Source organism: Acinetobacter sp. NPDC052428, assembly GCF_044547685.1.
Taxonomy (GTDB): Bacteria; Pseudomonadota; Gammaproteobacteria; order Pseudomonadales; family Moraxellaceae; genus Acinetobacter; species Acinetobacter lwoffii_G.
Genome location: NZ_JBIUAT010000009.1, coordinates 24,433 through 47,482, shown reverse-complemented (window position 1 = coordinate 47,482; position 23,050 = coordinate 24,433). Strand labels below are relative to the sequence as shown.

Genomic DNA, 23,050 nt, shown 5'->3' with positions numbered 1-23,050 from the left:
GATGAGTTTAAAAAACGTTGATGATAGGCAAAAGTATTCAAATTACATCTTAGTAAACATCGTTGCATATTCTTATGTAAACCAACTGCATATTCAGACTCAAACCCGACCATTCATTCTGGTTCATAGTAAAATGCTTATTTTCTATTCCAAATATTTTAGAACAAAATATGTAAATTTGGATCTTAAAGTACTACCTTAATCTGCTATAATTTGTACATCATTATGATGTACAAATTGGTGGAAAATATGGCTAACTTAGCAACAGAACGAATCAATGTTCGTTCAACCGTAGATGCAAAGAATGTAATTGAGCAAGCTGCGAATTTATTGGGTCTTAGTGTGAGTTCCTTTATGATCCAATCCTCATTTGAACGAGCAAAAGAATTACTTAAATCTAATCACGAGTTAAAAGTAAATAATGCTGATCGTGATATGTTAATGAATTTGCTTGAAAATCCGCGCCCTGCAAATGATGAGATGAAAAATTTAATGAGTTTATTGGATGAAAATTGAGGTTTTACAAGCCCATCATCAGAAAAAATCATTTAATTGTGGGCAAGATGATTTAAATAAGTTCATAAACCAATACGCATCCCAACATCAGAAATCAGGAACAAGTAAAACCTATGTTGCTATTGATGATGATGCACAGGTGAGGGGGTTTTATTGTCTATCAAGTACCTCTATAGGATTTGATGGGGTTGATGCTGTTCTCACTAAACGATTACCTCGTTATCCCTTACCTTGTGTGGTTGTGGGGCGCTTTGCCGTTGATCAAGCAGCACAGGGGCAAGGAGTTGGAAAAGTACTTTTAGCACATGCTCTTAAACAAGTTTCAAAAGTTGCTCAAATTATTGGTGTTAATTTTGTTGTAATACATGCTAAGGATCAAAAAGCTATGGAGTTTTATCAGCGGTTTGGCTTTATCTCATTAACATCAAATCCATTAACATTAATATATCCAGTGAATGAAATACCTCATTTTAAATAAGGTGGGTTGCTAGTAACAGGAATAGCTAATAGACTTATTCAGAGTTTGCACATAGTTCCTTATCCCTTATTTTGCTTTATGACCAAATACTGCGTCTAATTATGGTAATTTAATTAAGTTTGTTTTATTTTTGATCATAAGTTGTTGATATATATTATTCATTGTTTTTCAATTTTAAAATTAAGTTTGTATTAGAATTTGGTATCCTGAATTTTAGATGAAATTAAGTTTGTATTAAGTATTGGATTCTTCCACTTTAAAATACGAATTCTTGCTCAGAAAGGCGAAGCATACTTTAAATAAAAATGAAATGTTTTCAAGATGAGGTCAAAAAGGGATGCTTTTTGAATCTAGGGTGAGATTTTTATATATCTATATCGTTGAATATATTAGTAATAATTTTATATTTCTGGTGTGATTCTAATTTGAATTTATTTATATTAAAAACCCTGTAGACTTGGTGAAGAATCACTGGGTCTACAGGGTAGGGTTTTGTTCGTTTACTTCATTAATATCCAAACTTAAATAATTAAATCTAAACTTAATTATTTGGTACAAACTTAATTATACGAACACAGTTTCCCAGCCTCGATTCAATTTTAATTATTCTACAGTGACCGATTTTGCTAGGTTGCGTGGCTGATCGACATCCGTACCACGTAGAACTGCAACATGATAGGACAGCAGCTGTACAGGAATACTGTAGACAATCGGTGCCAGCACTGCATTGACTGCTGGAATATGTACCACATGCTGGCGTTCTTTGGCTTTAATACCGCTGTTTTCATCAGCAAATACAAACAGTTCACCGCCACGAGCCTGAACTTCTTCCATATTGGATTTCAGTTTGTCCAGCATGTCATCCTGTGGCGCCAGAATCACCACTGGCATGTCATTGTCGACCAGTGCCAATGGCCCATGTTTCAGTTCACCTGCAGCATAACCTTCCGCATGAATATATGAAATTTCTTTTAGCTTGAGTGCACCTTCCAGAGCGATCGGGAAGTGGGTGCCGCGGCCCAAGAACAGGCAGTGCTGCTTTTCAACAAACAGTTCAGAAAGGCGTAGAAGCTCATCATCATGACGCAAGGTATCCAGCATGACTTTAGGCATATGCCAAAGTCCTGTGGTAATTTCCGTCATTTTTTCTGTAGAAATAGTATTTTTTACAGAACCGATTTTCAGTACCAACAGCATCAAGGCTGCAAGCTGGGTGGTAAAGGCTTTGGTGGAAGCCACGCCAATTTCAGGACCAGCTAAAGTCAGCAGGCTGTAATCTGTTTCACGTACCATCGAAGAGGTTGCCACGTTACAGATGGTCATCGTGGTGATGTCGAGGCCTTTGGCAGCCGCACGTTTCTGTGTATCACGTAATGCAGCCAAAGTGTCGGCAGTTTCACCGGATTGGGAAATACACACATACAGCGTGTTATTCACAATGACTGGCGTGCGATAACGGAATTCGCTGGCAATCTCGACCTGACAAGGCAGATTAATCAGCTGTTCAAACCAGTATTTGGCAATCATGCCGGCATGATAGCTGGTACCGCAGGCAATAATCTGGATTTGCTGGATTTTTGCAAAGTCTTGTTCCGCACTGGCAAGAAAATCTTCACGCAGGTCATTGCCATTTAAAGCTTGGGAAATGGTCTGTTTGATCGCTTCAGGCTGCTCATAAATTTCTTTGAGCATGTAGTGCTTGTATTCACCTTTAGAAGCATTGCTGACGGCAGCATCCAGTTCCTTGACCGGACGATCGACAAGTTGACCATCGACAAAGACTTCAATGGTGGTGCGGGTCAAACGGGCAATATCACCTTCTTCCAGGTAGATAAAACGGTTAGTAATTGGAAGTAAGGCTAATTGATCTGAACTAATGAAGTTTTCACCAATCCCGACACCAATCACCAGTGGAGAACCTTCACGCACGGTAATCAGTTCATCCGGGTGGTCAGTATGTACGATGCCCAGTGCATAGGCACCTTTCAATTGCGGAACCACTTGGCGTACAGCTTCTAACAGGCTCGGGGTAGATTTCAGTGCATCATTGATCAGATGGGCAACCACTTCAGTATCAGTCTGTGAGGTAAACACATAGCCTAAAGCTTCAAGATCATCTTTCAGTTCTTGGTAGTTTTCGATAATCCCGTTATGGACCACTGCTACATTTTCAGAAATATGCGGATGGGCATTTTCTTCAGTCGGTTTGCCATGGGTGGCCCAGCGTGTATGCGCAATGCCGAGTGAACCGCTAATCTGGGATTCATTCACAGCCTGTTCAAGGTTTGCAACCTTACCGACACGGCGTTCACGTAGGACTTGGCTGTTGTTAATGAGTGCCAAACCTGCTGAATCATAACCACGGTATTCCAGGCGTTTTAAGCCTTCAATCAAAATATTGGTAATGCTACGTTCTGCAATGCCACCAACGATACCACACATATTTGTTCCCCTTATTTCTTGATTTTTTGCGGACGTGGATAGTTTTCTTTGGCAAATTGCTTAGAGCGCTCTACTGCCAAACTGTTGTCTTCCACATCACGGGTAATCGTTGAGCCTGCACCCACTGTGGCACCGTTGCCAATTCTCACAGGTGCAACCAATGAACTGTTCGAGCCAATGAAGGCCTGATCACCAATAATCGTTTTAAATTTGTTCGCACCATCATAGTTACAGGTAATGGTTCCTGCACCGATATTAGAACCGGCACCGATTTCAGCATCACCCAGATAGGTAAAATGGTTGGCTTTAGAGCCTAGACCAATCGTAGTATTTTTGACTTCAACAAAGTTGCCGATATGTACTTCATTGGCCAGTTGTGCACCTGGACGCAGTCGTGCAAAAGGTCCAATTTGGGTATCTTCCCCAACGACGGCGCTATCAAAAATGCTATATGGCTGAACCTTGGTGCCAGCTGCAATCTTGGTATTCTTGATAATACAGCCGGCGCCAATTTCAACGTTGTCGCCCAGCTCGCAATCACCTTCCATAATCACATTGATATCAATACGGACATCCTGACCGACAGTTAAATTGCCACGCAGGTCAAAGCGGCTTGGATCAATCAAATGTACGCCTTGCTGCATCAGCTGTTTTGCTTGATAAGCCTGGAACTGACGCTCTAAAGCAGCCAACTGCACACGGTCATTTACCCCTTCAACTTCAAAAGCCTGCTCAGGTTCTACCGATGCAACTTGCATACCATCTGCCAAAGCCATCGCGACAATATCAGTCAGGTAATATTCACCCTGCGCATTGTCATTGCTTAAATTTGGCAGCCATTCATGTAATTTAGCATTGCTGACGGCATAAATACCGGTATTGATTTCCTTGATCTGACGCTGCTCTTCAGAGGCATCTTTATGTTCAACAATCGCTTGAATCTGATCATTTTCACGCACGATACGTCCATAGCCATTGGCATCAGGCAGAGTTAATGTCACTAGGCCGATACTAGTTGTTGCTGTCGCATCGAGTAATTTTTGCAAGGTCACAGGATTAATGCAGGGTACATCGCCGGAAAGAATCAGCGATACGCCGTCGTGAGGCAGGACAGGCAAGGTCATCTGCACCGCATGGCCGGTACCCAGCTGTTCAGCCTGTTCGACCCATTTAATATCCTGTTGTGCAAATGCTGTTTGAACCCGGTCACCACCATGACCATAAATGGTAATAATATTATCTGCGTTTAATTTTTTTGCCGTTTCAATGACATGACCCAGTAAAGGACGTCCTGCAAGGGGTTGTAATACTTTCGGTAAGCTTGAACGCATACGCGTGCCTTTACCTGCAGCAAGAATAATAACAGTCGTTGACATGTTCTAATCCTAAATATGGCTTATGCCACGATGAAGTAAAAATAAAGCAAAATACAAAGAGCCGCCCAAAGGCCGGCAATAATGTCATCCAGCATGATGCCGAAGCCACCAGCCACTTGACGATCAATCACCCTGATCGGCCAAGGTTTCCAGATATCAAATAACCTGAACAGGGCAAAACCGACGAGCAACCATAACCAGTTCATCTGGCCTAAGTAGATCAGGGGCAAAAATGTGATGGATTGTCCGGCAAATTCATCCCAGACAATGCGTCCATCATCATGAACCCCCATGACTCTAGCAGTATGCCCGCAGATATATATGCCAACCAGGGACATGATGGCAATGGCAAAAACACTGTTTAGAAAACCAAGATGCAGCCAAATGGGAATAAATAAAAGTGCAAAGGCCGACCCAAAGGTACCGGGTGCTTTAGGTGCCAGACCGGAACCAAAACCAACCCCACTAAAGACAATCAGTCGGTCGATCCATGACATGGCTTTAAAATTAATCGCAGGTTTATGCAAAATGTTGATACCCATTAAATTGAAGTGAATGATCTACGCCATCTTTTTCAAAAGTTAAGCCGTGTTGCTGCTGAATTGTGCCGATTATACTAATCGAAACATCAAGTTGTTTTTGCAATAATTTTTCGTAATTTTGCGGGCTTATTGTAAAGCATAATTCGTAATCATCGCCACCAGCGAGGGCATATTGCCATTTTTGTTCATCACTTAAGGCATGCAGGGCAGGACTGATCGGCAGGTTTTCAAGTTGCAGCCTGGCACCGACTTGAGAAGCTTTGAGAATATGTCCAAGATCTTGTGCCAAACCATCCGAGACGTCAATCATGCTATGCGCCAGACCTTTTAGAGCAGCACCGAGCTGACAACGTGGCGTTGGATAGTCCAGACGTTTTTGTAGTGGATGACCAAGATGCTGTAGTGCAAAAGCTGCGTCACCGACAGTTCCACTGACACAAATCAGATCACCCGGTTTTGCACCTGAGCGTAGAATGGCTTGACCAATATCCACCCAGCCTAATGCTGTAACAGACAGGGTCAAATGAGGACTTTGAGTGGTATCACCACCGATTAAACTCACCCCAAATTGATCGCAGCAATCGTACAGACCCTGACTAAAAGCTTTTAGCCAGTCATGATCAATTTGGGGTAAGCTCAATGCGAGTAAAATACTGTGCGGGGTTGCACCCATCGCGGTAATATCAGATAAATTGACAGCCACAGATTTCCAGCCAATCGCATGGGGATCGGTATTCATTGGAAAATGGCGTCCAGCAACTAGGGTATCGGCACAGATGACCAGTTGTTGCTGTGAGGGGGGGGTGAGCAAGGCTGAATCGTCACCGACGCCCAGATCGACAGAATTGGCATTCTTGCGATTGAAATAGGTGTCGATAATCGAAAATTCAGCCATACAACGAATCTACGCTATTAGTTAGACTGCTGTTTTTCTGCTGCACGCAAAGTTGTCGCTAAACGATCCAATACACCATTGATGTATTTATGGCTATCGGCACCGCCAAAATGTTTAGCCAGCTCGATCGCTTCATCTAGAACCACGCGATATGGAATCTCAAGATGTTCTTTAAGTTCATATGCACCAAGACGAAGGGTCGCAAGTTCAACACCGTCAAGTGCTGAAAGTTCGCGATCGAGTACGGGGATTAAGAGCGCATCCAATGCTTCATGATTGGCAACCACTTGAGTCAACAATTCATGATAATAGCTCAGATCCACTTTGTGCATGGCATTTTCCACACGCGTACGTGCTTCAATCTCATGTACCGGATTGTGGCTCATTTGCCATTCATAAATTCCTTGTACAGCAAAGCGACGTGCTTTACGTTTTGCTGCATAAGTTGCTTGAAGTGTTTGCGACATAGCGTTAAATAGCCTTTAACAAGTTAACCATTTCAATCGCAGTCAGGGCAGCTTCGCTACCTTTATTGCCTGCTTTTGTTCCAGAGCGTTCAATCGCTTGTTCAATACTGTCCGTAGTGAGTACACCGTTAATGACAGGCAAGCCAGTGTCGAGGCCAACTACGCCCAAACCTTTGGCACATTCGCCTGCAACGAAATCGAAGTGAGGCGTGCTACCACGAATCACGGCGCCAAGCGCGATGATGGCATCGAAACGATCTGAAGCTGCCAGTTTTTTCGCAACTACAGGAAGTTCCCAGGCACCAGGTGCATGAACAACAGTGATATTATCCTCTGATACACCATGACGTTTCAATGTATCAATGGCACCTTCTAACAGATGTTCAACCACAAAGCTGTTAAAACGACCAACTAAAATCGCATAACGGTCTTCGTTCGCGAGATGTAACATACCTTCAATACGGCGAACTGCCATAACAACCTCGATGATTTCTTAAGATGTTTGTTGTGCGGTGATGTATTCCACCACTTCTAAGTTAAAGCCTGATAGTGCATTGAAACGCAATGGAGAGCTCAGCAGCTTCATTTTTTCAACGCCTAGATCACGCAAAATTTGTGCACCCACACCAATGGTCTGATACTGCTGAGACAGTGCAGAATTTGATTTTACATTTTTTGGTGCTTTAAGGGTATCTAATGCTGGACCCAAATCCTGTAAATGGCGTTGACCAATCCAGACCAGTACACCACGATCACTGTTGGAAATTTCTTTCAGGGCGCGATCCAGGTTCCAGGCCGGCTCGCCATCCTGTTTTTTCAGTTTGAGCAAGTCGCGGGTCGGGTTAAAACCATGTACACGCACCGTGGTCACGCCCTCTTTAGGCTCACCTTTGACCAAGGCCAGATGGATATCCGGATTGCCCAGTTCACGATAGCGGTACAGGTCAAAGCTGCCGTATTCAGTCTCAATACTTTGCTGATCGATACGCTCAACCGTCTGTTCATTGGTCATGCGGTAATGAATCAGATCGGCGATCGTCCCGATTTTCAGGCCATGCTTTTCAGCAAACACTTCCAGATCCGGACGGCGCGCCATCGTGCCATCTTCATTGATGATTTCACAAATCACAGAAGCCGGTTCCAGTCCTGCCAAACGGGAAAGATCACAACCTGCCTCAGTATGTCCGGCACGGTGCAATACACCACCTGGTTGCGCCATCAGCGGGAAGATATGTCCTGGCTGTACAATATCTGCCGGTTTGGCATGAGCAGCCACAGCAGTTTGAATTGTGTGCGCACGTTCAGCCGGAGAAATGCCGGTAGAAATGCCTTCAGCCGCTTCAATCGACAGGGTGAAATTGGTCCCGTGCTGGGCGCCGTTGGCATCCACCATCAACGGCAGATTCAACTGCTGGCAACGCTCTTTACTTAGAGTCAGGCAGACCAGACCACGTGCATGGGTGATCATGAAGTTGATGTCTTCAGGACGTACGTGTGTGGCAGCAATCACCAAATCGCCTTCATTTTCACGGTCTTCATCATCCATCAGGATGACCATTTTTCCTGCACGGATATCTGCTACAAGCTCTTCAACAGTATTGAGCGGCATCAACCTTCACCTTCTTTTTTGATCTTGATCAGACCGAATCATGACATTATTGGGTACATAGTCTAACGCTTTTTGCGCAATTTTGCCTATGCTTATTGCTTTCCCTCTAGTAGTTCATTGTTATACACAGTCTTGATAAACATGAAAAGCCGACTTTAAATGAAAGCCTGAGCTTTATGCAGGTTTTTTGAGCAATTAAAAAGCATAAAAAATGAGAAACTTAGGTGAAATCAACATAAGCCCAGACATTAAGGCGTTTTCAGAAAGTATTTTAATTTATTGTCAGTCATTCAATGGAATTCTGGACGAACAATGCTGGAAAATTTTACCTAGTATTAAAATTTTAAAAAATATCAGGTTAAAAGCGAACCGAAGTCCGCTTTTAATCATCAGGTTGTTTAGAAGAAACCAGCAGGCTTGGTCGAATAGCTCACCAAAAGATTTTTGGTTTGCTGATAATGATCCAGCATCATTCTGTGATTCTCACGTCCAATGCCTGATTTTTTATAACCGCCGAAAGCCGCATGCGCAGGGTAAATGTGATAACAGTTGGTCCAGACCCGGCCGGCCTGAATGGCACGGCCAGCACGGTAGGAGGTATGCGCCGAACGCGACCAGACACCGGCACCAAGTCCGTAAATCGTATCATTGGCGATCTTGATCGCATCATCAAAGTCTTTAAAGGTGGTCACAGCCAGTACAGGCCCGAAGATTTCTTCCTGGAAGGTCTTCATGTCATTGGTGCCTTTAAAGATGGTCGGTTCAATATAGAAACCTTGACCTACTTCCTGACGTGCTTCACCACCGGTCAGGATTTGTGCGCCTTCTTCACGACCAGTAGCAATACAACCCAGAATCTTGTCCTGCTGTTCCTGAGAAGCTTGCGCACCAATCATGGTGTCGGTATCCAGTGGATGACCGGTTTTAATGCGTTGTACCCGTTCTACCGCACGCGCCAAAAACTCATCGGCAATGCTTTCCTGTACCAAGGCACGGGAAGGACAGGTACAGATTTCACCCTGGTTCAGGGCAAACATGGCAAAGCCTTCTAGGGCTTTATCCAGATAATCATCTTCCTGATCCATAATGTCGGCAAAGAACACATTCGGTGACTTACCGCCAAGTTCCAGAGTCACCGGAATAATATTTTCAGTCGCATATTGCATGATCAGCTGACCCACTGCGGTTGAACCGGTAAAGGCAATCTTGGCAATGCGTGGATTGGTCGCCAGTGGACGGCCAACTTCGACCCCGTAGCCATTGACGATATTCAACACGCCCGGTGGTAAAATATCCTGAATCAGTTCAGCCAGAACCAGAATACTGACCGGGGTCTGTTCTGCAGGTTTCAGCACAATACAGTTGCCTGCAGCCAGAGCAGGCGCGAGTTTCCAGGCGGCCATCAGAATCGGGAAGTTCCAGGGAATGATTTGTCCGACTACACCAAGCGGTTCATGGAAATGATAAGCAATGGTATCTTCATCAATTTCGGAAATGCCGCCTTCCTGCGCACGAATACAGCCGGCAAAATAACGGAAGTGGTCAATGGCCAGCGGAATATCGGCAGCCAGCGTTTCACGGACCGGTTTGCCATTGTCCCAGGTTTCTGCCACCGCCAACATTTCCAGATTTTGTTCCAGACGATCTGCAATTTTCAGCAGGATATTGGAGCGGGTGGTCGGTGATGACCGGTTCCATTGCTCTTTGGCTTTATGCGCTGCATCAAGCGCCAACTCAATGTCTTCTACAGAAGAACGCGGCACTTTGGTAAAGACTTTGCCATCTACCGGAGAGATATTGTCAAAGTATTCACCTTTGACTGGAGCGACCCATTCGCCGCCAATGAAATTATCGTATTGTGCTTTAAAATGAACTTTTGAACCGTCAGTATTGGGGTCTGCATAACGCATAATCTATTCCTTTATATGATTGTTAGTGGTGCAGGCTGCGCGCATGTTGCCGATCAAAAAATATAGGCGCTTCTGCATTCAGCTCTACTATAAAGAGGGAAAAAGACGGGCGGTTGTTTGTTTACAGGCTTGCTACAAAAGACAATATTTGGAGACAAGCAGTAGAACAATAAAAGTTATAAATTTTTAAATTTTTAAATTTAAAAACAAGGGTTTATAGCACTTATAAACCATCGAAAAATTGGCATATTTTCAATGTGCTTAATTACATTCCAACCTAATAAGGATTCAAAAGAAGCCAAGCAGGAGAAATGAGGGTAAGTTTCATTTCTCCTTCCACGTTTATCTAAAGCCCTTTGTCATGCAGCCATTGAAACAGTTGCTGATAAACCTTCTCACGTACAGATTGCTCTGAAAGTACCAGATCATGTAAACCGTTCTGGATACTTTGAACCGTGACATCGCCTTTAATTTTTTTGGCATATTTTTGAATGTCTTTAATGCCTAAAATCACATCACTGCTTTGTGCGGCTTTGCCCCATTTTTTAGGATATAAAGTCTGATGCGAATGCATGATCAATACCGGAACATCGAGCTGAACACCGCGATGAATTTCCTTCTGTGCCTCATGAATGGCACGAATAAAACTGATCCGAACCATCGGGTAGCGGGTCTTTTTCCAGTCCAGACTGAAGTCCCATTCGCCTTTTAAATCCTTATGCAGGCTAGTGGCATACCACTTGTTCAGCTCGCTTGGAAATTGAAGGTTGGGAAAAATTTTGGCCAGTCTGCTCAGTTGCGGAATGCCAAGCGCACGTTTAATCGGATTCATATTGAAGTCATAAAATGGACTGTTGACCCAAAGTGCTTTAATTAAAGAATGCTGCGGATGATGTGCCGCATACAAGGTCGTGGTCAGGCCGCCGGTAGAATGACCACAGAGCAGGGCAGCATCGTGACCCTCGGCTGCTATAATGTCGAGGGCTTGGGTAATTTCTGCATTATATTCAGCAAGGTCATACACGTTATAATATTTTTGATGCGGCAGAATCGAACGTCCGTATTTTCTTAAATCCAGCGCATAAAAATCAAAACCATGCTGATTAAAGCGCTCTGCCATTTCGGTCTGAAAAAAATAATCGATAAAGCCGTGAATATATAAAACTGCTTTTTTTGTAGGTTGGGCTGCTTTTTTACGGATTAGGGTTGCTACGACTTTGCCCTCATAATCATCAGGAAAGTTTAAGGTCGCTTGCTCATAACCTGTCCCCAGAATATCGGGCTGATAAAGCGGTTGCAGTTCACTCATTTTTATACTCGTTCATCTTATTAAATTTATGCTTTATCCTTGATGAGCTGAGGTTTTTTGTCAAACAGATCTTGCTACCGATTTAAATTAAAAATACGAATACGGGTTAATTTAAAAAACCGTTCAGAACCTGGCTGAAAATGAGTGTTATCAGATTATAAAATCCTGCTACAAGTATTATAAATTTGCTAAATGACCCAAGCGGCTAAAATCAGGATAAGCTATATAAAATAACGAGAGTGATGTCATTATTTTGGCAGAACTGCCGAAGATTGATTAGATGAGTTAAATAATGCCCAGAGAAAATTTGAACAGTAAACGCCCTTTATATATTCCTTATGCTGGAAATACTCTGCTAGAACTCCCACTACTCAATAAAGGCTCTGCATTTTCTGAAGAAGAGCGTAGAAGCTTTAACTTGCATGGCTTGATTCCTCATGTCACCGAGACGATTGAGGAGCAAAGTCAGCGTTCTTATCAGCAGTATTGTGCTTTTAGCAGTGATATTAACAAGCATATTTATTTGCGGAATATTCAGGATACCAATGAGACCCTGTTTTACCATCTGATTGAAAATCACCTCAGTGAGATGATGCCGATTATCTATACCCCGACTGTGGGTGAGGCATGTCAGCGCTTTTCTGATATTTATCGCCGTCATCGTGGGATCTTTATTTCCTATCCTGACCGTGATCAGATCGACCAGATTATTCACAATATCAACAAAAAGAACGTGAAAGTGATTGTGATCACAGATGGTGAGCGCATTTTGGGTCTTGGAGATCAAGGCATTGGTGGTATGGGGATTCCCATTGGAAAACTGGCACTCTACACCGCATGTGGTGGGATCAGTCCGGCCTATACCTTACCGATTACTCTTGATGTCGGTACCAATAATCAGCAGTTGTTGAATGACCCGATTTATATGGGCTGGCGTGAACCACGAATCAGCGGCGATGAATACTATGCTTTTGTCGAGACGGTGATTCGGGCGATTCAACAGCGCTGGCCAGATGCCTTAATTCAGTTTGAAGACTTTGCACAGAAAAATGCCATGCCTTTGCTGGAAAAATATCGTGATCGAATCTGTTGTTTTAATGATGATATTCAGGGCACCGCAGCAGTGTCTGTCGGCAGCCTGATTGCTGCTTCGCGTGCAGCAGGTAAACAGCTCAAAGATCAGGTGGTTACTTTCCTGGGTGCTGGTTCAGCTGGTTGCGGGATTGCAGAACAGATCATTAAGCAAATGGTTGCTGAGGGTTTAAGTGATGCTGAAGCGCGTGCACGCGTGTTTATGGTCGACCGCTTTGGTCTGATCACAGAAAATCAGCCGAATTTACTGGACTTCCAGCGCAAACTGGCACAGCCTCTTGAAAATGTAGAAAGCTGGGCAGATGCTGAGAGCATGATTTCTCTGCTAGATGTAGTTAAGCGTGCCAAACCGACGGTACTGATAGGCGTATCTGGACAGCCAGGTCTATTCACTCAGGAAGTGATTGAAGCCATGGCTGAAAACAGTGTGCAACCGATTATTTTCCCTTTATCCAATCCGACTTCCCGCGTAGAAGCTGTTCCGGCAGATATCTTGCAATGGACCAAGGGCAAAGCGTTGATTGCGATGGGTAGCCCATTTGCACCAGTGAATTATCAGGGGCAGATTCATCATATTTCACAATGCAATAACTCTTATATCTTTCCGGGCATTGGTTTGGGTGTAGTTGCTTCAGGTGCAAAACGTGTCACGGATAATATGCTGATGGCCTCGAGTAATGCCTTGGCGGACTGTTCTCCGAAACTGAAAGATCCTCAGGCAGATTTATTGCCAAATCTGGATTGTTTACAGTCGATTTCGAAGCAGATTGCCTTAAAAGTGGCGCTTGCTGCGATTGAAGATGGGGTAGCACCGAAAGTCAGTGTAGAAGAATTGCAGTTGGCTATTGAACGTAATTTCTGGACACCGCAATACCGTAACTATCAGCGAATTACCTTTTAATTATATTGGAAATGGACTCTGTATTGTGGCTAGTGGTTTGCTAGCTTGAGTTTATCTGATGCGTTGGTGAAATATAAAAAGCCCTGATCTTTTGATGAGGGCTTTTTATATTGTCGTAGGGGTGGCATGGTCACATCTTGGTTATAAAATCAGAAAGTACATTAAGAATTTTTTATTGAGTGAAATAAAAATGAAAGAATCATTTAAAGAAAATAACATCAGCATAAAAAAAGCCCCGATCTTTTGATCAGGGCTTTTTTAGAATCTGGAGCGGGAAAGGAGACTCGAACTCCCGACCCCAACCTTGGCAAGGTTATGCTCTACCAACTGAGCTATTCCCGCGGAGTCTATAAAGTTTTTTAAATGAAAAAACTAAATGAAAAAATTTTGAGCGGGAAAGGAGACTCGAACTCCCGACCCCAACCTTGGCAAGGTTATGCTCTACCAACTGAGCTATTCCCGCATGCCGTGTATAATACAGCATGCAAAAATGTGGTCAACACCTTTGTTAAAAATCTTGCATCAATTGCGTAAAATAAAAGCAAAATGCTGTAGATCAGACAATAAATAACCAATATTCATATAGAAATCAATGAAATTTCGCCACAATCAATGGATTGCACCTGAACAGATTACCGAATACTCGGCAGAACAAGGTATACTGAGACTATATTTTTGCAGATCGGAGTCAGGCCATGAGTTTAGAACAACAACTGAAAGATCGTTTGGCGCAATTATCCCCAACCCATTTGGAAGTGGTAAATGAGTCTTCGGGTCATGGCGGTTATTTCCCGGGAAAAGAATCGCATTTTAAAACCGTGATTGTGAGTCAGGCTTTTGCCGATTTACGTCCAGTCCAGCGTCATCAGAAAGTTTATGCTGCTGCGGGTGATCTGCTGTCAAAAGACAAGATTCATGCACTGGCCATTCATGCATTTTTGCCTGAAGAATGGGCAGGTCAGGACACGACTAGTCCTGCTTGTGCACACGCCCCTAAAAACTAAGAGGACATGATGGAAACCCAACTTTTAGTCAAGATTATTCATATGTCGGCAGCAGGACTGGCCATTGTCGCTATTCTTGCCCGCGCATTAACCTTGTTTGTCGGTACACAAGGAAATTTACCTAATCCGGTGGCACGTACAGCGCTAGTCGCTTTACAGCATTTAGCTATCACGGTGATTGCACTGACCGGCATTGTGTCGCTCGTCCTGAAAGACTTTGATGTACAGCCTTGGTTCTATGCAAAATTCATTTTATTTTTGGTGCTGGTGTCCTCGCTAGGCAAAGCCTATAAAAAAGATGATTCGATCTTGCTGTCGCAGCGTCGGGCTGGCTTGGTTATTGCTGTAGTTTCATTGGTGTCTATTCTGGCCTTGGTGATGATCAAGCCGAATTTTGGCTAAAAGCAGGCTGGCTGTGATGATCAGCACAGCCAGCCCATGCAGATAATTAAAAATACAAATGTTGTAAAAGTAATTAAAAATGTGAGGAGGGGACATGCGTACACGTGTGGTATTTAATCAAAAAGGTGGGGTCGGCAAGTCGAGTATTACTGTCAATCTGGCCGCGATCAGTGCACATCAGGGCTTAAAGACTTTATTAATTGACCTGGATCCGCAGGCCAATTCCAGTCAGTATGTGCTGGGTGATGATGCGACTTATTCGAGCGACAAGCCGGCACTTGAACCAAATATCGAAAACTATTTTGAAAATGTACTTGGCAATCAGCAAAGCAAGGGGCTGCTTGGTAATGCGATTGGCTCGATTTTAAAAAGTCGTAGTAAAGGCCTGGAAAGCTATGTGCATCAATCTTCTTTTAAACATCTCGATGTCATTCCGGCTAGCCCGACACTGGGTGCATTGGCCTATGCACTGGAGTCCAAGCACAAGATCTATAAGTTACGAGATGCCTTACAACAACTGTCAGGATATTATGATCGGGTGTTTATTGATACACCGCCTGCATTCAATTTCTTTACCCTCTCTGCTCTCATTGCGGCGAACCGTGTGCTGATTCCCTTCGACTGTGACGTGTTTTCTAAACGCGCCCTGCACACCCTGATTGAAAATGTGATTGAAACTCAGGATGACCATAATGAAGGGCTGGAAATTGAAGGTATTGTCGTCAACCAGTTTCAGGCACAGGCTAAGTTACCGCGTGAAGTGGTACAACAGCTCAAAGATGAAGGGTTGCCGGTCCTCGACAGTATGTTGCCACCGTCGATCTTGATGAAAGAATCTCATCAGAAAAATCAGCCTTTGATTCATTTGGCTACTGATCATAAATTGACTCAGGCCTATCAATCGTTGTTCAATGAGATAGAGCAGAATTAAGATCGAGTTAGCTATGAAACTTGTGAAAATAAGCCTGAGTATTGCTGCACTTGCATTACTGAGTGCCTGTGCAACGCCGGTAAAACCGACTTATGTGTCGCCAACCCTGTATCAGACTTTGGGTTGTTCGCAACTACAGGGTGAATATAACCGTATTCAGCAGTATATCGACAATGGCGTTGAGCCACCGAAACGTACAGGCGTCGGTGTGGGCGTTGGTCTTGGCGGTGGCTGGGGCAGTCGCGGTGGCTGGGGTATTGGCCCGAGTGTTTCAGTCAATATGGGACAATCATCCGATACCAAAAGAACCGAACTGGCACGGCTTTTAGGCGAGCAGGAAGCGATTGTACAGGCCGCGCGTTATAAGAACTGTCCGATCATCGTTCGGCAGGCGACGCCTAAATAAATCATTCAACATTAAACGGATAAATGCTGACTTTAGGTCGGCATTTTTTATTGTTTTCATCAAGAATAGGGCGGTTTACATTAAGATAAAACTCACGGGAAATTGACCAGAGTGTATATAAATCTGAAATTTATAAGCTTGTTATCCCACTCCCATATTGATTAAGCTACAACCTTGGCCCGGAAAAGTTCATTGCGATGATTGAAAATTGGTTATTTGTTTTAGGACTCATTGCTGTGTTGATGGTTCCAGGGCCCGCCAATGCCCTGGTGGCCAGCTCTGCTCATCAGCAGGGGCAGGCTAAAACCAGTCTCTATCTTCCTGCCATTTTGCTCGGCTATTTTTATGCCATTAATGTTTGGGCCTTGTTGATTCATCTGGCGTCACCGATCTGGCCAAACTTTAAAGGCTTCGTCTATGTACTGAGTACCATCTGTGTGGGCTGGATGACCTTGCATTTATATAAGGCTCAGCAGTTAGAACGTTACAGCAAAAACCATCCGCAGATACGTCCCTGGCAAATGTTTACAACTACCCTAAAAAATCCTAAAGCAGCATTGTTGGCCTCCGGGATTTTACCGATGGAAACCTGGCAAAGCCCGACCAACTTCGTTCTGGTTTTTGCTGCCTTTAGCTTGAGTACCGTTCCAGTCGGGATTTTCTGGATGGTCTTTGGTCAGGCCATATTGACCAGTCCATCTGAAAAAATAAAAGCCGGCCTCATTTATAAAGGCGCGGCTTTATTTGTCCTGCTTTGTCTGATCCCACTCCTGATCAGGCTATGGGATTAAACGCACAGGCTGTAAAAAATCTTAATCTAAACAGTTCTTAAGCTGTTTTACTTTTTTTGAGCTTTTGTTGAATAAAGCCAATCACACCTGGCAATACACTTAAAATAATGATGCCAAAAATCAGATAGGTAAAGTTGTCTTTGACGATCGGCATATTGCCAAACATATAGCCCAAAATGACAAATGAGCCAATCCAGGCGAACGCACCCACCACATTATAGGTCAGGAAATATTTGTAATTCATGCTGCCAGCACCGGCGACGAATGGTGCAAAGGTACGGGCAAAAGGAACAAAACGCGCAAAAATAATGGTCTTACCACCATGTCTGGCAAAGAATTGCTGAGTCGCCAATAAGTGTTTTTTATTGATAAAGCGCGATTCGATCTCGAAAACCCGAGGACCAATATATTTCCCAATATGATAATTCAAGGTGTCGCCCAATACTGCCGCCACAAACAAGAGTGGAATCAGCACCCATGGATCCATCGCACCAGTAGAGGCTGCCAGTGCACCTGCTGCAAATAGCAAGCTGTCGCCGGGCAGGAACGGCATCACCACCAGACCTGTTTCTACAAAGATAATCAGGAAAAGAATGGCATAAATCCAGATCCCGTAATTGGTGATAAATTCAAGCAAGTGATCATCAACATGCAAGATAAAATCAATCAGTTCCATGAGCCCAGTACAAGCAAAAGTGTGGTCAAATCCTAACAGCCCGGGGCATGAAAGTCAGTACCAGAAAGTAAAATAATTAGCGCTTCATCCATCTTCAATTGAGCCAAAATTTCTCTTACATATTATCTTCAGATTTTTATAAAAACAGGCTTAGTTGGATTAAATCTTGGGCTTAAAAATATAAAAATGACAGATCAAACAAGGCATCCGAAGGGATGCTTTGCTGTGCTAGAAATATAATGCAATCAACTAAATGCATACCTAATGCGAATTGTGTGCTTAATGCGCTGAAAAATGTTAGAATACGGCGCTTATCTTTCGTTTGCCTTTCATAGTTGTTCGTCATGACTACCAATACTCAAATTACTGAAGATCGTATCCTGATTCTGGATTTCGGTTCTCAATATAGTCAGCTCATCGCACGTCGTGTTCGTGAAGCTGGTGTATATTCTGAAATGTATGCCTATGATATGTCTGAAGAAGACATTCGTGCATTTAATCCAAATGGTATCATCTTGTCTGGTGGACCTGAGAGCGTTCACCTTGAAGGCAGCCCGCGTGCGCCACAAGTGGTATTCGAGCTGGGTGTGCCGGTATTGGGTATTTGTTATGGTCTGCAAACCATGTGCGAACAACTTGGCGGTAAAGTTGAGCCAGGTACTGTGCATGAGTTTGGCTATGCAGAAGTAGATATTGTTGTACGTGACAAGCTGATCGGTAATTTACAGGACCGTGAAAACCAGCTGCATGTCTGGATGAGTCATGGTGACAAGGTTGCCCGTATTCCAGAAGGCTTCCAGATCACTGCACAAACTCCTAGCTGTCCAATTGCGATGGTTTCTGACGAAACTCGCCGTTTCTATGGTATTCAGTTCCATCCTGAAGTTACACATACTTCTAAAGGTGCAGAATTACTGTCGAACTTCGTTCATCAAATTTGTGGCTGTCGCGGTCTTTGGACGCCAGAACACATTATTGATCTACGTGTAGAACAGCTTCGCCAACAGATTGGTGATGAAAAAGTATTACTAGGACTTTCTGGTGGTGTGGATTCATCTGTAGTAGCAGCGCTGTTGCATAAAGCGATCGGTGATCAGCTGACCTGTGTATTTGTAGACAATGGTCTGCTTCGTTTGAACGAAGGCGATCAAGTGATGCAAATGTTTGCTGACAACATGGGTATCCGCGTCATTCGTGCTGATGCTGAAGAGCGTTTCTTGACTGCGCTTGCAGGTGAAGTTGATCCTGAAGCAAAACGTAAAATTATTGGCCGTGAATTTATTGCTGTCTTCGCTGAAGAAGCACGTAAATTAGATGGCGTAAAATTTCTTGCACAAGGTACGATTTATCCGGACGTGATTGAATCTGCTGCAAGCAAGCAGGGTAAGGCGCATGTGATTAAATCACACCATAATGTGGGCGGCTTACCAGCAGACCTAGCATTTGAACTGGTTGAACCATTACGTGACTTGTTTAAAGATGAAGTACGTAAATTGGGTACGACTTTAGGCTTGCCACACAGCATGATCTATCGTCATCCATTCCCAGGCCCAGGTCTAGGTGTGCGTATCTTGGGTGAAGTGAAAAAAGAATATGCAGACATTTTACGTCTTGCAGATGACATCTTCATGCAAGAACTGCGTGACAGCGGCTGGTATGACAAGACTGCTCAAGCATTTGCGGTATTCCAGCCAGTGAAATCGGTGGGTGTAGTCGGTGATGGCCGTCGTTATGCATGGGTAATTGCATTGCGTGCGGTAGAAACGGTGGACTTTATGACAGCTCGTTTCGCACACCTGCCATATGAACTAGTAGACAAAATCTCTACGCGTATCATGAATGAAATTGCTGACGTTTCTCGTGTGACTTATGACGTATCGTCTAAGCCACCTGCAACGATTGAATGGGAGTAATTTAGGGGTTTCGGACAGCACTGCTGTCCGCCTAAATTACGCCAAGCGCTAGGCGCGCGGCAGTAAGGACTTTCAAGCAGCATCGCTGCTTGAAAGTTTTATGCTAAACGCTATGCATGGCAGTTTAGAAATATAAACTTTCCAAATTAAAAAGAGCGCTTCGGCGCTCTTTTTATGCTTTTCGGAAAAGATGCTTAAGCCGGTTTAACCTGCCAGTTTTGCATCTCTCCAGCTAAACTTTGCTCCAGATCTGGATCATAAGCTTCAACCCGATTCCGTCCATTGGCTTTAGCCTGATATAAGGCAATATCGGCTTGCTTAATTAGGGTCATCAAATCCGTTTCACAGCTTTCCAGAATGGCAGCACCAATCGAAATACTAAAACTGAAACGATGTTGGCTGTCCAGATCGATCACAATATTTTCAATTTTATGCCTTAAACGCTCGGCAACTTTTAGCGCTTCATCCAGAGAGGTTTCAGGTAAAAATGCAATAAATTCCTCGCCTCCATAGCGTGCCAAAATATCATGCTGCCGCATTTCGCTGTGTGTATTTAGGGCAATCGTCTGTAAGACCTGATCTCCGATATCATGACCATAACGATCATTAATCTGCTTAAAATGATCGACATCAAAGACCAGTAAACTCATAGGCACCGGTTGATCAAAATTCTGTTGTACCAGTTGTTGCGCGAGATATTCAAAACAGCGACGGTTATTCAGGCCAGTGAGTGAGTCGGTATGAGCCATATTTTCAAAGGCCTGCCGATTATATTCATTCAGGGTATGCTGCAAAAATACCATGCGTGATTTTAAGGTCGAGCTCCAGCTAATATATAGACTGAAGGTCAATACTGGCAGATAAATCAGGGAAAATAAAAACATCTGGTACAGGTCAGACCGAGTATTGAAATATACACCGATGTAAATCATCAGGGTAATCAGACTTGAAGTAATCAAAGACGGCCAGAACCGGATCTGCACACATAAATTGGCCAGTACAATAAAGACTAAGGAGGCATATTGATAAATGAGGGTATAAGCACTTTCAGACTGATTCAGATTAAAAAACCAGATGGCACTTGCACCAATAATCGAGGTAGGCAAGAGCAGATCAAAGACAGGCAGATTGCGGTAAGAGTGATACATCCAGATCGTGATCAGTACGATCAGGATGGTATAGCTGATTTTGGTCAAAATGAGTAACTTGAGAATATCATTCAGCACCAGAATATCGGCGAGGCTATAAGAGGCATATGCCAGCTGTGCGAATAAATTGACCTGTAATAAGTATTTTAAAGTGAGTTTTTTCTGATGAGTATAGTAGGCCGGTTTTAGAGGTGCAGGAATACGAACAAGCGGATCTTGAAGAGCCTCCTGAATCAGGGTACGTGATTCTTTTTCGTTATCATGCGGCATGCAGCCTTCCCAAATTAAAATATATAAAAATGAATAAGATGAAATTTATATATAGTTGTATAAAAAATATTCTATTCTTTTGTTGGATATTTTAAAAGTGGAAGAATCAAATTTATTTTATAAAATGAAATCCCCGATTAACGCATTCTAAGAATGATCCTAGCTTATAGAACAGACTAATGATTCAGCTTTAATTCGCCGTTGACTGGGCTGGTTGAGTGTCTGGCTTAAATACATTCCAGGGATTTTCTGTTGCTGGCTTGGGCTTATTCAGCATATCCGGATGATAGACTTCAATCCGGTTTCGGCCAGACTTCTTGGCTTGATATAAGGCGATATCGGCTTGTTTGATCAGATCTTCCAGAGTCTGGGTATGAGATTCTAGTTCTGCAACACCGATCGAAATGGTGAACCGGATGGCATGATTGGATTCAACATAAATATACTGCTTTTGAATTGCACAACGAATTCGTTCTGCAATCACCAGGCTGTCTTGTAGCTGAGTATCTTCCAGGAGAGCGATAAACTCTTCCCCGCCAAAACGTGCCAGTACATCGCTATGCCGCATTTCTTTACGGGTCACTTCAGCAATCAGTTGTAGCACCCGATCACCGACATCATGCCCATAGCTATCATTAATATTTTTAAAATGATCCACATCAAACATCAACAGGCAGCTACTGGCATGTTTGGGCCATTGATGAATAGAGCGTTCAGCCATATCGACAAAATGGCGACGGTTGTAGAGCTGGGTCAAATCATCGGTATGTGCCAGATTCTTTAAGGTTTGATAGTTCCATTCATCAAGCAGGGAGCGCAGAAAAGAACGCCGCACATTCAGAATATTATTCCAGTTAATATAAATGCTAAAAAACCACAGTGGACTAAAGACCACGCTAAAAATAAGGGCTTGAGAGGCACTCATGAACTGGGATACACCAAGCATGATAAACAGGGCAATCAAGATGGAGCAATAGACCGCGACTTTAAACTGGGTCTGTACACAGAGATTGGCGATAAGAATAAAGATCGCAGAGGCATAAATATAGGTGGCAACATGGGGACTGGTTGAAAGCGCGAGTAAGCTAATCCAGGCCGCTGCAGCTACAGTGGTGCCTATCGGCAAGATTCTGTCCAAAATCTGAATATTTTTATATTTTTTAAACAGGTAATAACAGCAAAACATCGCCCCCAGAACCAGAACGACGCGCATCAGACCAGAAATAAAAAACATGTCTGGAATAATCAGGATATCGGCAAAGAAATACAGTAAAAAGGCAATTTGCGCCAGATAGTTAATTTGACGCAAGTTATGATGACTATGCGTATAGACATAATCATGAAAATACTGCTGAAACAGGGCAGGGATACGGGCATGAGGATCTGTCAGCGCCTGTTCAATCAGCTGACGGTTTTGCAGATCACATTCAGATAATTTCAGTGATTTATCGGTCGTCGAATTTTGAAAAGATACATTCGCCGTTGAATATATATTCTCATTCTGAGCAGACATGTCCTGGTCCAGTATTATTTTTATAGGTGCCTATTATGCCGTGTTTGAGTAAAAAATAACCTCCCAAAAATTGGGTATCCGGGAAGTTTTTAAAGCTAAAACGTAACAAAATTTGTGTTTTATAAAATTGAAAGTGATTGAAATACATGAATAATCATCTTATTCATTGGGGTCTTTAGTTGTTGTGGATTCGTTTCACGTGAAACATAAATGACATTCCTGATCTTCAGTTTATTTAAACTCCTAACGTCATGTACCTAAATCATGATTGACTTGTTAAAACTCAAGTTTGGGGCTTTGAATATAAATCTCATCAGCTTTTCAGAATTTAAATTGATGGGACTAGTGAGGCGTTTTATACGTATCTAAATATTTCCAGGGATAGATTTTGCCCATAGACCCTGTACATTGTCCTGAACAGAGAGGCATCTTGAATCGGTCAAATACATGTCTCACCCA

At 43.3% G+C, this 23,050-nt stretch carries 21 protein-coding genes and 2 tRNA genes; 9 read left to right on the top strand and 14 right to left on the bottom strand.

The annotated features are described in order from the left end of the window. The first annotated feature begins 249 nt into the window (after nt 1–249). Together ACIG3F_RS07580 and ACIG3F_RS07575 are read left to right on the top strand one after the other, a co-directional pair. Nucleotides 250–516 carry a DUF1778 domain-containing protein gene (locus ACIG3F_RS07580; protein WP_039890759.1) on the top strand — a complete coding sequence of 89 codons (267 nt, stop codon included), beginning with the start codon at nt 250–252 and terminating at the stop codon, nt 514–516. Next, nucleotides 506–994, top strand: coding sequence for a GNAT family N-acetyltransferase (locus ACIG3F_RS07575; protein WP_044112948.1), 489 nt, complete (start codon nt 506–508; stop codon nt 992–994). The genes ACIG3F_RS07580 and ACIG3F_RS07575 overlap by 11 nt, the downstream gene beginning before the upstream one ends. A 603-nt stretch (nt 995–1,597) precedes the next feature. Here ACIG3F_RS07575 and glmS read toward each other — a convergent pair. The 9 genes from glmS to ACIG3F_RS07530 form a co-directional block, all read right to left on the bottom strand. Next, complete coding sequence (glmS, locus tag ACIG3F_RS07570) at nt 1,598–3,436, bottom strand: glutamine--fructose-6-phosphate transaminase (isomerizing) (protein WP_396469734.1); 1,839 nt, start codon at nt 3,434–3,436, stop codon at nt 1,598–1,600. Nucleotides 3,437–3,447: 11 nt separating this feature from the next. Continuing rightward, a complete protein-coding gene (glmU, locus tag ACIG3F_RS07565; RefSeq protein WP_005249564.1) occupies nt 3,448–4,812 on the bottom strand; it encodes a bifunctional UDP-N-acetylglucosamine diphosphorylase/glucosamine-1-phosphate N-acetyltransferase GlmU in 1,365 nt (454 codons plus the stop codon). Nucleotides 4,813–4,832: 20 nt separating this feature from the next. Then, the gene (locus tag ACIG3F_RS07560) at nt 4,833–5,354 is read right to left on the bottom strand and encodes a phosphatidylglycerophosphatase A (RefSeq protein ID WP_005105065.1); all 522 of its coding nucleotides are present in this window, start codon (nt 5,352–5,354) and stop codon (nt 4,833–4,835) included. Next, nucleotides 5,332–6,249, bottom strand: coding sequence for a thiamine-phosphate kinase (gene thiL / locus ACIG3F_RS07555; protein WP_396469733.1), 918 nt, complete (start codon nt 6,247–6,249; stop codon nt 5,332–5,334). Before thiL ends, ACIG3F_RS07560 begins: the two co-directional genes overlap by 23 nt. A 17-nt stretch (nt 6,250–6,266) precedes the next feature. After that, nucleotides 6,267–6,716 (bottom strand): transcription antitermination factor NusB, encoded by a 450-nt coding sequence (nusB, locus tag ACIG3F_RS07550; protein WP_004280924.1) that lies wholly within the window; start codon nt 6,714–6,716, stop codon nt 6,267–6,269. 4 nt (nt 6,717–6,720) lie between these two features. After that, nucleotides 6,721–7,191, bottom strand: coding sequence for a 6,7-dimethyl-8-ribityllumazine synthase (gene ribE / locus ACIG3F_RS07545; protein ID WP_004280926.1), 471 nt, complete (start codon nt 7,189–7,191; stop codon nt 6,721–6,723). An 18-nt stretch (nt 7,192–7,209) separates the two neighbouring features. Further along, nucleotides 7,210–8,325, bottom strand: coding sequence for a bifunctional 3,4-dihydroxy-2-butanone-4-phosphate synthase/GTP cyclohydrolase II (gene ribBA / locus ACIG3F_RS07540; protein ID WP_004280927.1), 1,116 nt, complete (start codon nt 8,323–8,325; stop codon nt 7,210–7,212). Nucleotides 8,326–8,723: 398 nt separating this feature from the next. Beyond that, nucleotides 8,724–10,235 (bottom strand): aldehyde dehydrogenase family protein, encoded by a 1,512-nt coding sequence (locus ACIG3F_RS07535; RefSeq protein ID WP_396469732.1) that lies wholly within the window; start codon nt 10,233–10,235, stop codon nt 8,724–8,726. A gap of 346 nt (nt 10,236–10,581) precedes the next feature. After that, the gene (locus ACIG3F_RS07530) at nt 10,582–11,544 is read right to left on the bottom strand and encodes an alpha/beta hydrolase (protein ID WP_396469731.1); all 963 of its coding nucleotides are present in this window, start codon (nt 11,542–11,544) and stop codon (nt 10,582–10,584) included. A 292-nt stretch (nt 11,545–11,836) separates the two neighbouring features. On the opposite strand from ACIG3F_RS07530, the gene ACIG3F_RS07525 reads away from it, so the two are divergent. Beyond that, nucleotides 11,837–13,537, top strand: a complete 1,701-nt coding sequence (locus ACIG3F_RS07525) for an NAD-dependent malic enzyme (RefSeq protein ID WP_396469730.1) — start codon at nt 11,837–11,839, stop codon at nt 13,535–13,537. Between the two features lie 266 nt (nt 13,538–13,803). On the opposite strand, the gene ACIG3F_RS07520 is transcribed toward ACIG3F_RS07525, so the two are convergent. Continuing rightward, nucleotides 13,804–13,879, bottom strand: a tRNA-Gly gene (locus ACIG3F_RS07520). A 48-nt stretch (nt 13,880–13,927) separates the two neighbouring features. Further along, nucleotides 13,928–14,000, bottom strand: a tRNA-Gly gene (locus ACIG3F_RS07515). A gap of 232 nt (nt 14,001–14,232) precedes the next feature. On the opposite strand from ACIG3F_RS07515, the gene ACIG3F_RS07510 reads away from it, so the two are divergent. From ACIG3F_RS07510 to ACIG3F_RS07490, 5 genes are all read left to right on the top strand, one after another. Then, nucleotides 14,233–14,541, top strand: a complete 309-nt coding sequence (locus ACIG3F_RS07510; protein WP_004732660.1) for a BolA family transcriptional regulator — start codon at nt 14,233–14,235, stop codon at nt 14,539–14,541. Nucleotides 14,542–14,550: 9 nt separating this feature from the next. Further along, nucleotides 14,551–14,943: a SirB2 family protein gene (locus ACIG3F_RS07505; protein WP_396469729.1), complete on the top strand. Its 393-nt coding sequence runs from the start codon at nt 14,551–14,553 to the stop codon at nt 14,941–14,943. Between the two features lie 94 nt (nt 14,944–15,037). Then, nucleotides 15,038–15,874: a ParA family protein gene (locus ACIG3F_RS07500; protein WP_396469728.1), complete on the top strand. Its 837-nt coding sequence runs from the start codon at nt 15,038–15,040 to the stop codon at nt 15,872–15,874. Nucleotides 15,875–15,887: 13 nt separating this feature from the next. Next, a complete protein-coding gene (locus tag ACIG3F_RS07495; protein WP_005105109.1) occupies nt 15,888–16,280 on the top strand; it encodes a hypothetical protein in 393 nt (130 codons plus the stop codon). A 197-nt stretch (nt 16,281–16,477) separates the two neighbouring features. Continuing rightward, nucleotides 16,478–17,071, top strand: coding sequence for a threonine transporter RhtB (locus ACIG3F_RS07490; RefSeq protein ID WP_129717381.1), 594 nt, complete (start codon nt 16,478–16,480; stop codon nt 17,069–17,071). A gap of 37 nt (nt 17,072–17,108) precedes the next feature. Here ACIG3F_RS07490 and ACIG3F_RS07485 read toward each other — a convergent pair whose 3' ends face one another. Then, entirely contained in the window at nt 17,109–17,747 is a 639-nt protein-coding gene (locus ACIG3F_RS07485) for a DedA family protein (protein WP_005264627.1), read from the bottom strand. A gap of 344 nt (nt 17,748–18,091) precedes the next feature. Here ACIG3F_RS07485 and guaA point away from each other — a divergent pair, with 344 nt between their 5' ends. Beyond that, nucleotides 18,092–19,660 (top strand): glutamine-hydrolyzing GMP synthase, encoded by a 1,569-nt coding sequence (gene guaA, locus ACIG3F_RS07480; protein ID WP_004644840.1) that lies wholly within the window; start codon nt 18,092–18,094, stop codon nt 19,658–19,660. Nucleotides 19,661–19,854: 194 nt separating this feature from the next. On the opposite strand, the gene ACIG3F_RS07475 is transcribed toward guaA, so the two are convergent. Beyond that, nucleotides 19,855–21,078 carry a GGDEF domain-containing protein gene (locus ACIG3F_RS07475; RefSeq protein WP_396469727.1) on the bottom strand — a complete coding sequence of 408 codons (1,224 nt, stop codon included), beginning with the start codon at nt 21,076–21,078 and terminating at the stop codon, nt 19,855–19,857. Between the two features lie 190 nt (nt 21,079–21,268). Beyond that, on the bottom strand, nt 21,269–22,591 hold the full coding sequence (locus ACIG3F_RS07470) for a GGDEF domain-containing protein (protein WP_396469726.1): 1,323 nt from the start codon (nt 22,589–22,591) through the stop codon (nt 21,269–21,271). Nucleotides 22,592–23,050: the final 459 nt, after the last annotated feature.